The organism is Roseibium sp. AWQ4_254 (assembly GCF_056161025.1).
In genome coordinates this window covers 65,694-82,412 of record NZ_JBSWYH010000015.1, presented here as the reverse complement: position 1 = coordinate 82,412, position 16,719 = coordinate 65,694, and the positions used below count along the sequence as shown (strand labels likewise).

The following is a 16,719-nucleotide window of genomic DNA, read 5'->3' as shown; positions in this document are numbered from 1 at the left end:
GCGACACATCCAGTTGGAGCGTTTCCGGCATTTGGTTGCGAAGGCAACGCTTCAGGACCCGATCTTTTTTGGAAGAGGCCGCAAAGGCCCAAGGAGAAATCTGTGAGCTACACAGACCTGGACATGAAAGCAAAATCGATCCTGATCGAAAATGATCAGGGCGGCTACACGGTGCCGACCAAGGGGCTCTATCCCTATCAGTGGAACTGGGATTCGGTCTTTGTTGCGCTCGGATTTGCGACCTTTGATCCAGACCGGGCCTGGCGCGAGATCGAGATGCTGTTCGAGGGCCAGTGGCGCGATGGCATGGTGCCGCATATCCTGTTCCGCAAGGATGATCCAAGCTATTTCCCCGGCCCGTCTGTCTGGGGCACGGATGGCGGGCCGCTGCCCAGCTCCGGTCATTCCCAGCCGCCGGTGGCCGCAACCGTGATCCGCGATCTGGTAGAGCAGGACCCCGCAGGTGCCGCCCTTGGCCGGGCGGAGGCTTTGTTTGAAAAGCTGATGGCCTGGCACCGCTGGTTCCTGGCCTACCGGGACCCTCAAGGGGAGGGCGTTCTGGCAGTCATTCACCCATGGGAATCTGGGCGGGATAACCTGCCTGACTGGGACGAAGCCCTGCGGGCCGTCGAGATACGCGATATCGCGCCTTATGAGCGCAAGGACACTTCCCATGTGGACCCGGCCATGCGGCCCCACAAGGAAGATTACGACCGGTATTTGAGCATCATGGCCGCCTGCCGGAAGGTGGGCTGGGACCCGGCTGAAGTGGCCAGTACTTGCCCCTTCTTTGTGGCGGATCCGGGGGTGACCTTCATTTTCCTGCGGGCTTGCCGGGACCTGAAAGCGCTGGCGGACAGGCTTGGCAAGGACGTGGAAAGCGCGGAGATCTCAGACTGGGTGGCCCGTCTGGAAACCGGATCACAGCGCCTGTGGCATGAGGATCTGAAAGCCCATGTTGCCTTTGATCGCAGAACTGGCAAACGCACGGACGGCCTGTCCAGCGCATCTTTCCTGGCGCTTTATGCGGGCCTTGCCGACGAGACGGTCCTGAGCGCGCTTCAGGCGCATTTCGATCGGATCTCGGCAAGGGTCCGCTATCTGATGCCGTCCTATGATCCGGACCATCGCAGCTACGAGCCGCTCAGATACTGGCGCGGGCCGGTCTGGGCGATGATCAATTATATGATCGCCCGGGGCTTTGCGGAGGCGGGCGACGGGACGCGCGCGGAAAAGCTGCGCGCCGATACGGCTGCTCTGATCAGCGCGAGCGGATTTGCGGAATATTTCAGCCCGGAAACGGGCATGGGCGCGGGCGGGGGCACCTTCTCCTGGACCGCTGCAATCTGGCTGACCTGGGCGTCGCCAACGCGTATCGAACAAGCTGCTTAACGACCGGAGAGAAAAGAACATGGGCGCTATTCAGCTCAACGGTGTCGAGAAATGGTTCGGCGATCTGCAGGTGATCAAGGGCATTGATCTGGAGATCGCGGACGGGGAATTCGTCATCTTTGTCGGTCCCTCCGGCTGTGGAAAGTCGACCTTGCTGAGGCTTATTTCCGGATTGGAGGAAACCAGCCGGGGCACGATCGACATAGACGGCAAGGATGTGACGGCGCTGCCGCCGTCGGGCCGGGGCCTGTCCATGGTGTTTCAGTCCTATGCGCTTTATCCGCATATGTCCGTGCGCGAGAATGTGGGCTTCGGCCTGAAAACTGCCGGGATGCCCAAGGCGGAGATCGACCGCAAGGTGACGGCGGCGGCCGATGTGCTCAAGCTGGATGCCTATCTGGACCGGCGGCCAAAGGCCTTGTCGGGCGGTCAGCGCCAGCGGGTGGCCATTGGCCGGGCCATTGTGCGCGAACCCAGCGCGTTCCTGTTTGACGAGCCCTTGTCGAACCTTGATGCGGCGCTGCGGGTGGAAATGCGCTTTGAGGTGGCCCGGCTGCACAAGAGCCTGGGCACCACCATGATCTATGTGACCCATGATCAGGTCGAAGCCATGACCCTGGCCGACAAGATCGTGGTTTTGCAGGCCGGGCGGATCGAGCAGGTTGGCTCGCCGCGGGATCTTTACGAGCGGCCGGACAATCTGTTCGTGGCGCAATTCATCGGGTCGCCGAAAATGAACGTGCTGCCCTGTTCCATCGAGGGGGAGCGGTTTTCGCTGCAGGGCCATGGCGGCGGCCCCTATCTGCACGCAGGTCAGCCGCAGCAGCCGGTCAAGATTGGCATCCGGCCCGAGCATATGAGCCTGGTTGCTGACGGTGCGGGCCATTGCAGCGGGACGGTGGAGGTTGCCGAATATCTGGGGGCTGACACGTTCCTTTACGTGGCGCTGGATGGTCTGGAAACGATCCTGGTGCGCATTAGCGGCAGCGAGACTGTCGAGGAAGGCGCCCGGATCGGCCTGCAGTTTGACGAAAGCCGGTTGCATTTCTTTGATGCGCAGGATCAGGCGGTCCGGTCCTGAACAATACCCAAAGCGGTCCTAAAGCGGAATGACATCGACCTTGTGGCCGGTGGTCTGTTCCCCGGCGGTGCGCAGGACGCCCTTGACCGGGGCCGCGTCGCCATAATCCCGGCCACGGGCCACGACGATGTGATCCTGGCCGACCCGGAGCGCATTGGTCGGGTCATATTCAATCCAGCCCACTTCCACACCGCACCAGGCGCGGACCCAGGCATGCATGGCATCAGCCCCTTCCAGACGGGGCTGGCCGTCCGGCGGCAGCGTTCTTAAAAAGCCGCTGACATAGCCCGCCGGAATGCCGATGCTCCTCAGGCAGGCAATCATGATGTGGGAAAAATCCTGGCAGACCCCGTGCCGGCGCTCGAAGGCCTCCAGGGCGGGGGTGTCCACGGTGGTGGCCTCCGCATCGAATTCCAGATCCACATGCAGCGCCTTGCCGACGGCTTCAACGGCCGCAACCGCGCTCATCTCCGGGGCCAGATGCTCCTGGGCATAGACCGCAAAGGCAGGGGACAGCGGCAGGCGCGGAGAGGCGGCCAGAAAATGCACCGGCTCGTCTGCGGCCAATGTTTGCAGGGCGGCCAGCTCCCGGGGCAGGGCTCTCAACGGCGGTGAGATATCTAGTTCTTCCGATGTAGCGGTCCGCTCCACCCGGGCCGAGAGTTCAAACACAAGGTCGCTGTGGGAGGTGCGGTAGACCACATCTGTCACAGCGTTGCCGAAAAAATCGGTCCGGTCCCGTCGCTCAGAAGGCCGCGGCGACAGTTTGATGCTGGATGAAATCAGACGCTGGGCCCCGGGAAGGGAGGCGGGCATCAGCCGCAGCGCATGGCGGCCCGAATTGGCCGGGCTGGCATAGTCGTAGCTGATCTCAAGACTCAGATCATAGAGCACGGCATCCTCACAACGGCTGGTCCGGTCCCCAAAAGACCTGTCCCGGCGCTTGTCCGGGAGATGACGTTCCCAGGTATGTGTCCGCAGCTGAGTGAAGACACCAGGTCAGAGCGTTTTCCCGTCTCTGCTTTTAAACGAACGGTGCTAGCGGATATAGGCATCTGACAGCTCCACCGACAAAAAGCCAATCTGGTCCCGCAGCTCTTCCAATACCTCCGGGGTCAGGGTTTCAGGGGTGGCAACCGCCAGCCGCGTATGGATCTGCAGCACCGAGCGGGCCAGATCCGACAGATAACCCTGGTCGGCGGTTTTGGGCAACTCGTCGATATGCTCCTTCATCTCCGTCAGCTGATACATGACGGAGCGCGGGTTCTTCGGGTCCATCGCCAGAAGATCGAGCACCGTTGCATGGCTGAGGGACACCGCATAGCGCCGGCTCATGGACATGGCGCTGTCACCCACTTCCAAAAGCAGTTCCAGCGCCCCGTCCGGGGCATCTGGACCGGTGAAGACGGCCAGAAGATCTGCCATGCGATGGGCCCGTTCCAGAGCCCGGCCGATGCTGAGGAACCGCCAGCCCGTGAACCGGTACATGTTTTCATGCACAAGGCCTGAGAAGCCGGTGATCTTGCGTAGAAGAAGGCCCATGGCGGCAGGAACATCCACACTTGTCAATTTGTCCCGTTTGGCGTTGACCGCACTCTGGTTCAGGTCGTTCAGCGCCAGCCATCCATCGACCGAAAACCGGTCCCGCACCTTGCTGGCGCTGTAGACGGCCGATTGCAAAATGGCAAGAAGCCCCTCGGGCACCGGTGCGTCCGGGGCGACGCCGATCGCCTCCAGATGCTCCGCCGTTCCTGCCACCAGCGGGGCGTCGGGATCAACGGTTTCCATCAGCCGGGCGTGATAGGCCCGCAGCAGCCGGACTGCCCCTTCAGCCCGTTCCACATAGCGGCCAAGCCAGAAGAGATTGTCGGCGGCCCGTGATGGCAGGGCACCGGACTGGGATTTGAAAAACGGGGATTCAATCTGGTGCAGCAGCGTGTCGCGGGCAGGCTGGTGGCCGCCAACGATCCAGACATCGGCCGCTGAGCCGCCAGACTGCATGGCGATGGCGCTGGCACTATCCGCCTCGCCGATCCGGGCGAAGCCGCCGGACATGACTTCCCAGCCTTTCTGGGTACGGGCCAGAAAGACGCGTAGGCTCATGGGACGGGGCACCAGCTGCCCGCCGCTATAGGCCGGGGTAGTGGACAGGGTAACGGCTTCCTGTGCGACAAGCTGGCCCTGTTCCGTTTCGATCCAGCTTTCCAGAACCCCTTTGCGGAACTTGTCCGATTCCCGGCCGAGAAAATCGGTTTTCGAGGAGGTGAAAGGCAGCGCCGTGGACAGGGCCGGGCTGAACATCATGGACTCAGCATGGTCTTTCACATAAGCCCGGTTCGCGGCGTCTCCGCACCACCAGGTGGCCACATTGGGCAGTTTCAGGCTTTCGCCCAAAAGGTGCTCGCACATTTTGGGCAGAAAGGCGAGCAAAGCCCTGGTTTCCAGAATGCCGGAGCCAAGGGCATTGATCATGGTGACGGAGCTCTGGCGCACCGCCTCGACCATGCCGGGCGTGCCGATCTGGGAGATTTCGTTGAGTTCCACCGGATCTGTCCAGGCGGAATCCAGACGGCGCCACAGCACGCTGACCGGTTTGAGCCCTGCAACCGTGCGCACCATCAACCGGCCGTTTTCAACGGTCAGGTCCTCTCCTTCCAGCAGCATGAAACCGAGATAGCGGGCGATATAGGCATGTTCGAAATAGGTGTCGTTCAAGGGGCCCGGGGTCAGGATCGACACCCGGCTGTCCGGCTCGCCGCGCAGGTCCAGGAGATGGTCGCGGAAGCGGCGGAAGAATCCGGCCAGCCGGTGCACATTGGCCTTGGCAAAAAACTCGTTGAACACCCGGCCCGTGGCGACCCGGTTTTCCAGGGCAAAGCCCGCGCCGGAGGGCGCCTGGCTGCGGTCGGACAGCACCCACCAGGTGCCGTCCGGGCCCCGGCCGATTTCAAAGGCGAGGAAATGCAGGAAATGGCCGGAAGCCGGAGAGATGCCGACCAGCGGGCGCTGCCATTCCGGGCTCTGGGCAATCAGGCTGGCGGGCAGATGACCGCCGGCCACCAGCGTGTTGGCGCCGTAAAGATCGCGGGTCACCTGTTCCAGAAGCTCGGCACGCTGGATGAGGCCGTCGGCGATGACCTGCCAGTCCTGTTCGCTGATAATGACCGGGATATGACTTAGCGGCCATTCCCGTTCGGGGGTGTCATCCTGGCCATATTGGCGGAAATAGACCCCGGCATCATTGAGATACTGGTTACCCCGGGCAAAGCGGCTGTTGATATCCTCTTCGCTCAGGGCGGACAGGTGGTCGAGAAAAGGTTTCCAGACGGGCCGGACGGTCCCGTCCGGGGCCAGCAGCTCATCGGAGACGCCCGGAAAGGGCCGGTAGGCCTTCAGTAGCTCATAGCCTGTGTCACCGGTTTCCGACGTTTCATTCAAACGCATTCACATACATCCCAACCCGGCCTGCCTCTCCGCCGGTTCCTCTATATATTGTGGGGCCGTCTGAGGTCCAAGGTCAACGGAAACTCCGGATGAGGATGTTCAGGCGGCGGGGCGTAGAGACCGGGCGTGTGCCCGTGGGGCTCAAACCGGGCCAGGCGCCTGGCCTCTGCCTCGTTGCCATTGACCGGGAAGGTGTCGTAACTGCGCCCGCCCGGATGGGCGACGTGATAGACGCAGCCGCCCAGGGCATGTCCGCTCCACCGGTCGAAAATATCGAAGGTTAGAGGCGCGTCAATGGGATGCACCGGATGCAGGGCCATGGCCGGTTGCCAGGCCTTGTAGCGCACACCGGCCACCGAAGTGCCGTTTGTCTCCGTCGGCTTGAGCGGCAGCGGACGGCGGTTGCAGGTGACGGTGTAGCGGTCCGGATCGGCCGTGGTGAGTTTGACCTGAAGGCGTTCGGTGGAACTGTCCGTATAGCGCACCGTGCCGCCAATGGCGCCGGTCTCGCCCAGAACATGCCAGGGCTCCAGGGCCTGCCTCAGTTCCAGATGCACGCCCTCCACCTCGATCTCGCCGCAAAAGGGAAAGCGGAACTCGGCCTGGGCCTCGAACCAGTCCCGGCGCATGGGAAACCCATGCTGATTAAGGTCTTGAAGAACGTCCAGGAAATCGGTCCAGACAAAATGGGGCAGCATGAACCGGTCATGGAGCGCGGTGCCCCAGCGGGTCAGGTTGCCGGAGAGTGGATGCTGCCATAACCGGGCGATCAGGGCGCGCAGGAGCAGCTGCTGGGCAAGGCTCATGCGCGGGTCCGGCGGCATTTCAAAGCCCCTGAATTCAACCAGTCCCAGGCGTCCGGTCGGGCCGTCCGGAGAATAGAGCTTGTCGATGCAGATCTCCGCCCGGTGGGTGTTGCCGGTCACGTCCACCAGAAGATTGCGCAGCAACCGGTCTACCAGCCAGGGGAACGGCGCGGGCGCTTCCCCGGGCCGGTGGATCTGGGAGAGCGCGACTTCCAGTTCATAAAGCCCGTCGTGGCGGGCCTCATCGACGCGGGGAGCCTGGGAGGTCGGGCCGATGAAGAGTCCGGAAAACAGGTAGGAGAGGCTCGGGTGCCGCTGCCAGTGCAGGATCAGGCTGCGCAGGAGATCCGGCCGCCGCAGGAAGGGGCTGTCGAGCGGTGTGGCACCGCCCACCACCACATGGTTGCCGCCGCCGGTGCCTGTGTGTTTGCCATCAATCATGAACTTGTCCGCCCCGAGCCGGGACTGGCGCGCGTCTTCATAAACGCCTTCGGTAATCGCTGTGCAGTCCTTCCAGCTCGCGGCCGGGTGAATATTCACTTCGATCACGCCAGGGTCTGGCGCGACCCGGATGACATTCATGCGCGGGTCGGGCGGCGGCGGATAGCCTTCAATGTGAACGGGCAGTTCCAGATCTTCGGCCGCAGCTTCGGCAACGGCGATCAATTCCAGATAATCTTCCAGACGCTCCACCGGGGGCATGAACACGCACAAACGCCCGTCTCGGGGCTCCACGGAGAGCGCGGTGCGCACGGAGGCGCCGTCCAATTCGGCATTGGACGTTGACTGTTCCTGCCGGTCCTGTTGCGGGGTGCCCGCCGTGAACCGGGCAATGTCCTGCCTGCGGCTCGCGTTTGGCTCCAGAGGAAACTCGGGCAGCGGATCGCGCGGTACCGTCGGGTCGGCCACATTGGTGTAGGGATACTGGGCCGGGGGCACATGGGGCAGGGACTCCAGCGGCAGCCGGTAGCCGGCCGGGCTGTCGCCGGGAACAAGAAAGAGGGCATCGCGGCGCAGCTTCCAGCGTTCCGAGCGCCAGCGGTGCCCGGATGATTTTGACTGCCAGCGCTGCACGGGCAGCACGTAACCCGCCGGGGTGCTGAGGCCCCGGTCGAAGACACGGGCAATCCGATGCCGCGCTTCGGCATCTTCCAGTTCGGAATTTTGCGGGGTGACGTTGTCCGGGAGGTTCGCCTCGCGCACCAGCCACACCGCCGGGTCCTCATAGGCTGGAACCACATAGTCTGGATCAAGATCGAGCCGGCCGGCAATCTGGTGCAGCAGGGCCTCGGCGCTGGCCGGATCTGCCTGTGTTTTGGCGCCCTCTTGGGCAATCAGCGATGGGTTGCGCCAGATCGGCTTCTCATCGCGGCGCCAAAAGAGCGAGAAAGTCCAGCGGGGCAGGGTTTCTCCCGGATACCATTTACCCTGCCCATAGTGCAGGAAACCACCGGGGGCGAACCGGTCGCGCAAGCGGCGGATGAGCGTGTCGGCCCGTTCGCGCTTGACCGGTCCGACCGCATCCGTGTTCCACTCGGCCGATTCAAAATCGTCAATCGACACAAATGTGGGTTCGCCGCCCATGGTCAGGCGGACATCTTCCTGGGCTAGAATCCGGTCAACCTCTTCCCCCAGATCGTTCAGCGCCGTCCAGGCCTCGTCGGAAAACGGCTTGGTGATGCGCGGATGCTCGGCGATTCGGGCCACTTTCATGTCGAAGGAGAAATCAACCTTGGCATCGCTGGCCAGCCCGGCAATCGGAGCCGCATTTGTATAGTGGGGGGTGGCGGCCAGCGGGATATGGCTTTCGCCGGTCAGCAGGCCTGATGTTGGATCAAGGCCGATCCATCCGGCGCCGGGCAGATAGACTTCCGCCCAGGCATGCAGATCGGTGAAATCATGGTCGGTGCCGGAGGGGCCGTCCAGCGCCTCCAGATCCGGTTTCAACTGGATCAGGTAGCCGGAAACGAACCGGGAGGCAAAGCCGAGATGACGGAGGGTTTGCACCAGGAGCCAGCTGGAATCCCGGCACGAGCCGGTGCCCCGGTCAAAGGTTTCTTCCGGGGTCTGGACCCCGGGTTCCATGCGGATGACATAGCCGACTTCCTTGGACACGAGCGCATTCAGCGCAACGATGAAGTCGACCGTGCGCTGCGGCTCTTTCGGAATGGAGGCCAGAAACGCCTTCAGCCGGGGCCCCAGGGGCTCGGTGCGTTTGTAGATCTTCAGATCCTCGCGCAGCTCTTGCGGATAGTCGAACGGCCATTCCTCGGCGCTTTCCTCAACGAAGAAGTCAAACGGATTGTAGACCGTCATGTCCGCAGCCAGGTCGACCTCGATCTTGAACTCGCGCACGGGCTCGGGAAAAACGAACCGGGCCAGCCAGTTGCCGTAAGGGTCCTGCTGGTGATTGACGAAGTGGTTGCCCGGGGACACTTTGAGCGAATGGGACAGCACCCGTGTGCGGCTATGGGGGGCGGGGCGCAGCCGGATGATCTGCGGGCTCAAGGTCACCGGCCGGTCATAGCGGTAGTGGGTCAGGTGGTAAATGCTTGCTCTGATGGACATTCCGGGTCCCTGAATGCGGATAACGGTTCGCTCAAGGTTCCACAAATAGGGCGTGCGCACCACGTCATTCTCTAGGCAATGGGCATTTTTGCAGGGCAGTCAGGCCAGGCAAGGGGGCCGTCAGTCCCTGTCTTTAACTTGGAGAAAGATAGATCTTATTTTTTCTTTCTCTATAAAAAATTTGTCTATTTCTCATATTGTTATGCAAAAAAGAGAGAAATGTCATTCCTGTGTAAATCTGTATTTAAGGTGTTTGCTGTGTCTTGGAAATGTCAAATATTTGAACGTCGGCCGAGCCGGGCGCTAGGCCTCTGAATAAGACACTGATGCTGGTCACAAGGTAGGACATGTTCGTTCGTTTTCTCATCTTCTGGATTGCCTGGAGCTGCGCCAGCATGGCCCAAGCTGGTGACTTTCGGGTGACGTTCATCAATCCGGGGGGCACCAGCGGCTTTTGGGGCGATGTCTCTGCCACAATGGCTGCAGCTGCGGACGATCTGAACGTGGATCTGGAAATTCTGAATGCTGATCGCCGGACCTACGGCATGGAAACCCTACTGTCGCAGCGGCTGAAGCAGGGCAATCCTCCCGACTATTTTATTCTGGTGAATGAGTATGAAGTCGGGGCAAGGCTTCTCCAGCAACTGGAGGGTACGCCGAGCAAGGTTCTGTTTCTGCTCAACAAACTGAGCCCGAAACAGAGGGTCATTCTGGACAGGCGGAAGGTGGATCTGCGCCGGATCATCGCTGCAATCGATCCTGACAATGAGACCGCCGGTTATGAAATGGCGATGTCTCTTTTTAAGCAGGAGCGGCTTCTGCACCCCGAAGGGGCGGATATTCACCTCTTGGCTCTGACCGGCGACACGCAAACGCCGGCCGGCCTGTTCCGGTCGACGGGCATGCAGCGGGCCGTTGCTGACAGTCCGGACGTGACCCTGATGCATTCGATCCCCGTGAACTGGAGCGAACAGGTGGCCTATGCGCGCACCCGCGCGATTCTCAAAAAGCGGAAGGTCGATGCGGTCTGGGCGGCGAGCGACGCGGTTGCCCTTGGCGCGAGCCGGGCAGCGGCCGAAATGGGTCTTGCTGTGGGAAAGGATATTTTCTTTGCCGGTCTCAATTGGTCAAAGCGGGGGATGGACGCCGTGAAGCGCGGTGAGATGACCATGTCTCATGGCGGGCATTTCTTTGCCGGGGCCTGGGCCATTGTGCTGCTGCGTGATCATTTTTTCCGGCCTTATGACAGCGAAATCTATGTGAATGTGCGCTTCAAGATGCAGCCGATCACGCCTGACAATGTTGCGCTCTATCTGGACCGGCTCGGGGACGGGGACTGGAGCAAGCTTGACTACCGCAGCTTTAGCAAAACACTGACAGGCCGCAGCAACTACGATTTTTCTGCAGAAGCTATTTTGAATGCTGCGTCAATTAACTGATTGGCCGAACTGAATTGCCTGTTGAAGCCCTGCGGAGCGCGCTGGCGTGGATCTGCGATCATAAGTAGCTGAAATTCAATCTGTTCAACTCCTTCTCTGCCGCTGTATAGGATAGGATGCGGTCCTCGGGCCGGAAGATTCCAGAGAGAGGTTGAGCGGACATGAGCAGCAAGTCTAATGCGGGTGGTGCCTATAATCCGGCTGATGAAGGGGCGCAAATGGCCTTTGCGGACAAGATGTCTTATGGCGACTATCTTGGCCTGCCGCAGATTTTGAGTGCGCAAAACACCTTGTCGGAGGCACCTGACGAGCTGCTGTTCATTATTCAGCATCAGACATCAGAGCTTTGGATGAAGCTGATGCTGCATGAGCTGGATGGCGCCAGAACGTCGATCCAGCAGGATCATATGCCCGAAGCGATGAAGCTTCTGGCCCGGGTCAGCCGCATCATGGAACAGCTCAATTCCGCGTGGGATGTTCTGCGCACTATGACGCCAAGCGACTATACACAGTTCCGCGATGCGCTGGGCCAGTCCTCTGGCTTTCAGTCGCTGCAATACCGCCTGATCGAATATGCGCTTGGCAACCGCAATCTGGCCATGACCAGACCGCATGAACATGATGCGCAGAGCGCGGCCATGCTGGACAAGGAGCTGAACACCTTGAGCCTCTATCAGGTGGTGCTCGCCTTTGCCCGCCGTCAGGGACTGCCCGTGCCAGACGGCGTGACAGCCGCTCCGGCGTCGGCGCCGCATACGGATGTGCCGGAAATCCGGGAGCTTTGGCAGACTGTCTACCAGGAGCCTGGCCGCTACTGGGCCCTTTACGAGGTCGGCGAAAAACTGGTCGATCTGGAGGATTATTTCCGGCGCTGGCGCTTCAATCACGTGACCACGGTGGAGCGGGTGATCGGCTTCAAGCGCGGCACCGGCGGCACGGGCGGGGTTTCCTATCTCAAGCGCATGCTGGAGGTGGAGCTGTTTCCCGAACTCTGGCATGTCAGGACCGAGCTTTAGAGCGGCCTCTGGTGGCTCGTACCGGCCCGCCGGACGGCGTTGTGCTGCTTGACCGGCCAAACAGGCCGTCCGGCGTAACACGTCTTGCCGGCAAACCGGAACGTGCCGTCAGATGGGTTCCTGTTCGTTGCGGTTGGTATTACTCCCTTGAAACTGCACCGGCCTTTCTCTTCAATTGACGGTTTCCCAACTCAGCCAGTGCCGCTAAGGTAATCGGCGGAAGTCTTCGTCAGAAAGGCTCCGGTTCGTTTTGAAGAGGGGAATTTTCAATGTTGAACAGACTTGCTGCAACAGCAGGTGTGCTTGCCTTGCTGTCCGGCGCGGCTCTGGCCGAACCTTTGAAGGTGGGAATGATCACGACGCTGTCCGGCGGTGGCGCCGGGCTCGGGATCGATGTGCGTGACGGTTTTCTGCTGGCAGTGAAACAGGCTGGAAACAAGGAACTTGAGGTCATCGTGGAAGATGACCAGCGCAAGCCCGATATTGCCGTGCAGCTGGCTGACAAGATGATCCAGTCGGAAAAGGTGGATGTGCTGACCGGAATCATCTGGTCGAACCTGGCCATGGCCGTGGTGCCGTCGGTGACCGCCCAGGGCAAATTCTATCTGTCGCCGAATGCAGGCCCGTCCGCGCTGGCAGGCAAAGGCTGCCATCCGAACTATTTCAATGTGGCATGGCAAAATGACAACCTGCACGAGGCCGCCGGGGCCTATGCCAAGGAGGCGGGCTTCAAGAAAAGCTTCCTTCTGGCGCCCAACTACCCGGCTGGCAAGGACGCTCTGACCGGCTACAAACGCACCTATGACGGCGCCCTGGCAGGCGAGATCTACACCAAGCTGGGGCAGACCGATTATGCCGCTGAGTTGGCGCAGATCCGGGCCTCGGATGCGGACAGCGTGTTCTTTTTCCTGCCGGGCGGCATGGGGATCTCCTTTCTGAAGCAATATGCGGATAGCGGCATTGATCTGCCGGTGGTCGGGCCAGCCTTCTCCTTTGACCAGGGCATCCTGCAGGCGGTTGGGGATGCGGCGCTGGGTGTGAAAAACACCAGCCAGTGGAACAAGGACCTGGACAATCCGGCGAACAAGGCCTTCGTGGCGGCGTTCCAGAAAGAATATGGCCGGCTGCCGTCGCTCTACGCTTCCCAGGGCTATGACACGGCCAATCTGCTCTTGTCGGCCATGGCCAAGGCGGATGTTAAAGATGACGATGCCTTCCGTGCTGCGCTGGAAGCGGCGGATTTCCCATCGACCCGGGGGGCGTTCAAATTCGGCCCGAACCACCATCCGGTGCAGGATATTTATGTGCGTGAGGTGATCAAGGAAGGTGATGTCTACACCAACAAGATCATCGGCACGGCGCTGACAGAGCATGCTGATGCCTATGCGGCCGAGTGCAAGATGTAGGCGGTTCTTGCCGGTTGATCTGGCTGTTTGATGTGAGCGATGCCGGACCCGGTTCTCGGCTGCCCCGCGCGGTTCGCGCGGGGCATTTTGTTTCTGGAGCGTGCTGCATTCATCCGGATTCAAGCTGATTTGTCTTTTGCGTTTTAGGTTTTGAGGTCAGCCTGCGGGAGGCAATCCACTCAAACGCGATTTGCCCGGAAGGCCGGGGCGTATTTGCAGGTGCAATATTTTCGTTTTGCACTGCAAACGAAACCATATCGGTAAAAAAATTAAAACGATTTGAAAGAACCGAAACTGAATTTCGCGCTAGGGATATTGTCAAATTTGTGCCACACTAAATATATTGGAGGGCGTTCATGGCAGGTATTTTGCGCTGGTGAATGAACGGCTTTGGTTTCATAAATTTATAAAAATCAATAACTTACTTTTCATTTTGACACCCTGATCTATCTACTAAAAAATTAGTTTGACTTCGTGGCAGGGCTGTGTCCAAGTAAACGCGGCCCGTTAAAATGGCCTAGATATTCTCATGGGAGGAGAAACAGATGCGTAAGTATCTACTCTCCGCAGTTGCAGCCGGTGCTGTACTTGCGGGAGCAGGATCTGCTTTTGCCGACGAAGCAGCGGCGAAAAAGTGGATCGACCAGGAATTTCAGCCCTCTGTCCTGAGTAAGGATGAACAGCTTGCCGAGATGCAGTGGTTCATCAAGGCGGCTGAACCGTTCAACGGCATGGAAATCAATGTGCTGTCGGAAGGTATTCCGACCCATTCCTACGAGTCGGAAGTTCTGGCCAAGGCGTTTGAGGAAATCACCGGCATCAAGGTGAACCATCAGATCCTCGGCGAAGGAGAGGTCGTTCAGGCCGTTCAGACCCAAATGCAGACCGGGCGCAATCTCTATGATGCCTATGTCAATGACAGTGACCTGATCGGCACCCATTCCCGCCTGCAGCTGGCCTATAACCTAACTGACTGGATGGCAGGCAACGGCAAGGATGTGACCAATCCGGGCCTGGATCTGGATGACTTTATGGGCACCCAGTTCACCACCGGTCCGGACGGAGATCTCTACCAGCTTCCCGACCAGCAATTTGCCAACCTTTACTGGTTCCGCAAGGACTGGTTCGACCGGGAAGACCTGAAGAAGGCCTTCAAGGACAAATACGGCTATGATCTCGGTGTGCCGGTCAACTGGTCCGCCTATGAGGACATTGCCGAGTTCTTCAGCAACGATGTGAAGGAAGTTGACGGCGTCACGATCTACGGGCACATGGATTACGGCAAGCGCGCACCGGATCTCGGCTGGCGCATGACCGATGCCTGGCTGTCTATGGCCGGTGCCGGCGACAAGGGTGAGCCGAACGGCGTTCCGGTCGACGAGTGGGGCATCCGTATGGAGAAAGGCACCTGCAACCCGGTGGGCGCATCCGTCTCCCGCGGCGGGGCGGCCAATGGTCCGGCGGCTGTCTATGCGATCCGCAAATGGGACGAATGGCTGCGCAACTATGCGCCTCCGGGTGCGGCCAGCTTTGACTTCTACCAGTCCCTGCCAGCGCTCAGCCAGGGCAATGTCGCCCAGCAGATCTTCTGGTACACCGCTTTCACCGCCGATATGGTGAAGCCGAAGTCGGAAGGCAACAACACCGTGGATGATGAGGGCACTCCGCTTTGGCGGATGGCACCGAGCCCTCATGGTCCCTACTGGGAAGAGGGCCAGAAGGTCGGGTACCAGGATGTGGGCTCCTGGACGATCCTGAAGTCTACTCCGGAAGACCGGGCGAAGGCAGCCTGGCTGTATGCCCAGTTCGTTGTCTCCAAAACCGTCGATACCAAGAAGAGCCATGTGGGTCTGACCTTTATCCGGGACAGCACCGTCAATCATGAGTCCTTCAGCGAGCGGGCACCGAAACTTGGTGGTCTGGTCGAATTCTACCGCTCGCCCGACCGGGTGGCCTGGTCTCCGACCGGTGTCAACGTGCCGGATTATCCGAAGCTGGCCCAGATCTGGTGGCAGCAGATCGGTGACGTGAACTCCGGGGCCTTCACCCCGCAGGAAGCCATGGACCGTCTGGCCGAGGAAATGGACATTGTCATGGCCCGTATGCAGCAGGCTGATGAACGGGCAAATGTCTATGGCGGCTGCGGACCGCGTCTCAACGAGCCGCAGGATCCGGAAGTGTGGCTGTCCAAGCCGGGCGCGCCGAAGGCCAAGCTGGCCAATGAGAAGCCGCAGGGTGAGACCGTGAACTACGACGATCTCGTGGCCCGCTGGTCCCAGAACTGAGGCTGGCAACACCAGATCCGAAACCGGGCCGGGGGCTTTCCCCGGCCTGGCAGGGCCTTCAAACCGGCTATCTGTCTTTCAGGCCGCTTTCCTGAGCGAGATTCCGGTTAATAGGCGAAGAAGCACGTGAAAACAAAAGATTAGAGTCTTTGGAGCGGATCCGGCGGATCGCGACAGACTCTGGTGGTGTGCCAAAGGGCTGTTAAAACCCATGTCTCTTCAACTGAATAACGTCAGCAAGCGCGTGCAGGGCATCACCCATGTCAAGCCCACCAGCCTGACGCTGCACCCCGGCCACTTCAACGTTCTGCTTGGAGAAACAGGTGCGGGCAAGACTTCGCTGATCAAGCTGATGGCTGGCCTCGACAGCCTGGCCTCCGGACAGATCCTGTTGAACGGCAAGGATGTCTCGAAGCTTTCGGCGCAAAAGCGCAACATCAGCCTGGTGCACCAGTTTTTTGTCAACTACCCGCATATGTCGGTGTTCGACAATATTGCCTCGCCGCTAAAAGTTGCCGGCGTGGCCAGGTCGGAAATCGAGGGCCGGGTCGAAGAAGCCGCCGCGCTGATGAAGCTGAAGCCGTATCTCGGCCGCAAGCCCCATGAACTGTCCGGCGGTCAGCAGCAGCGCACGGCACTGGCCCGGGCGATCGTGAAGGAAAGCGATGCGGTGTTCCTCGACGAGCCGCTGGCCAATCTTGACTACAAGCTGCGCGAGGAGCTGCGCGACCAGCTGCCGGACCTGTTCGCCGGGCGCGGTGCGGTGGTGGTCTATGCGACTTCAGAGCCCGAAGAAGCCCTGCTGTTGGGCGGCCAGACCGCGCTGATGAGTGGCGGTCACGTGGTCCAGTTCGGTCCGACAGCGGAGATCTACCGCCAGCCGAAAGATCTGGAGGCGGCCAAAGTGTTTTCAAATCCGCCCATCAACACCGCTGCCGTGCGGCTTCAAGGCGGTAAGGTTCATTTGGGCGATACCGTCAGCTGGAACGCGCAAGGGGCGGCGGCAGGTCTGTCCGATGGCCCCTATACGCTGGCCATCCGGCCCAACCACGTCATGCCGGTGGAAACCCCGGCCCATAGCGTGCGCTTGGACGGGCATGTTCAGGTGACCGAGCTGAGCGGCTCGGAAAGCAGCGCCCATTTCGACATGGACGGCCAGTCCTGGGTGTCTTTGTCGGCCGGTGTGCATCCCTATTCCGTTGGTGAAGTCCATTCCTTCTATCTGGACCCGAGCCATTGTTTCTTTTTTGCGCCTGACGGCGAACTGGCTGCCTGAGGAAGA

General features: G+C 60.4%; 10 protein-coding genes. 7 read left to right on the top strand and 3 right to left on the bottom strand.

The window, feature by feature from the left end; genetic code table 11:
• Nucleotides 1–102: 102 nt before the first annotated feature.
• Entirely contained in the window at nucleotides 103–1,392 is a 1,290-nt protein-coding gene (locus tag ACXAIC_RS13225) for an MGH1-like glycoside hydrolase domain-containing protein (protein WP_475179558.1), read from the top strand.
• A gap of 19 nt (nucleotides 1,393–1,411) precedes the next feature.
• Entirely contained in the window at nucleotides 1,412–2,473 is a 1,062-nt protein-coding gene (locus tag ACXAIC_RS13220) for an ABC transporter ATP-binding protein (RefSeq protein WP_475179555.1), read from the top strand.
• 18 nt (nucleotides 2,474–2,491) lie between these two features.
• Here ACXAIC_RS13220 and ACXAIC_RS13215 read toward each other — a convergent pair whose 3' ends face one another.
• The 3 genes from ACXAIC_RS13215 to ACXAIC_RS13205 all read right to left on the bottom strand — a co-directional run bounded on the left by ACXAIC_RS13215 (nucleotide 2,492) and on the right by ACXAIC_RS13205 (nucleotide 9,291).
• Nucleotides 2,492–3,367 carry a transglutaminase family protein gene (locus ACXAIC_RS13215; protein WP_475179548.1) on the bottom strand — a complete coding sequence of 292 codons (876 nt, stop codon included), beginning with the start codon at nucleotides 3,365–3,367 and terminating at the stop codon, nucleotides 2,492–2,494.
• Between the two features lie 144 nt (nucleotides 3,368–3,511).
• Entirely contained in the window at nucleotides 3,512–5,917 is a 2,406-nt protein-coding gene (locus ACXAIC_RS13210) for a circularly permuted type 2 ATP-grasp protein (protein WP_475179543.1), read from the bottom strand.
• A gap of 41 nt (nucleotides 5,918–5,958) precedes the next feature.
• Nucleotides 5,959–9,291: a transglutaminase family protein gene (locus tag ACXAIC_RS13205; RefSeq protein ID WP_475179536.1), complete on the bottom strand. Its 3,333-nt coding sequence runs from the start codon at nucleotides 9,289–9,291 to the stop codon at nucleotides 5,959–5,961.
• A 347-nt stretch (nucleotides 9,292–9,638) separates the two neighbouring features.
• Between ACXAIC_RS13205 and ACXAIC_RS13200 the strand changes: the two genes are divergently transcribed.
• From ACXAIC_RS13200 to ACXAIC_RS13180, 5 genes are all read left to right on the top strand, one after another.
• Nucleotides 9,639–10,730 (top strand): ABC transporter substrate-binding protein, encoded by a 1,092-nt coding sequence (locus ACXAIC_RS13200; RefSeq protein ID WP_475179532.1) that lies wholly within the window; start codon nucleotides 9,639–9,641, stop codon nucleotides 10,728–10,730.
• A 161-nt stretch (nucleotides 10,731–10,891) separates the two neighbouring features.
• Complete coding sequence (locus tag ACXAIC_RS13195) at nucleotides 10,892–11,746, top strand: tryptophan 2,3-dioxygenase (protein ID WP_475179525.1); 855 nt, start codon at nucleotides 10,892–10,894, stop codon at nucleotides 11,744–11,746.
• Between the two features lie 269 nt (nucleotides 11,747–12,015).
• Entirely contained in the window at nucleotides 12,016–13,152 is a 1,137-nt protein-coding gene (locus ACXAIC_RS13190; RefSeq protein WP_475179519.1) for an ABC transporter substrate-binding protein, read from the top strand.
• Nucleotides 13,153–13,697: 545 nt separating this feature from the next.
• Nucleotides 13,698–15,437, top strand: coding sequence for an ABC transporter substrate-binding protein (locus ACXAIC_RS13185; RefSeq protein WP_475179513.1), 1,740 nt, complete (start codon nucleotides 13,698–13,700; stop codon nucleotides 15,435–15,437).
• Nucleotides 15,438–15,648: 211 nt separating this feature from the next.
• A complete protein-coding gene (locus tag ACXAIC_RS13180; RefSeq protein WP_475179506.1) occupies nucleotides 15,649–16,713 on the top strand; it encodes an ABC transporter ATP-binding protein in 1,065 nt (354 codons plus the stop codon).
• The last annotated feature ends 6 nt before the right edge of the window (nucleotides 16,714–16,719 follow it).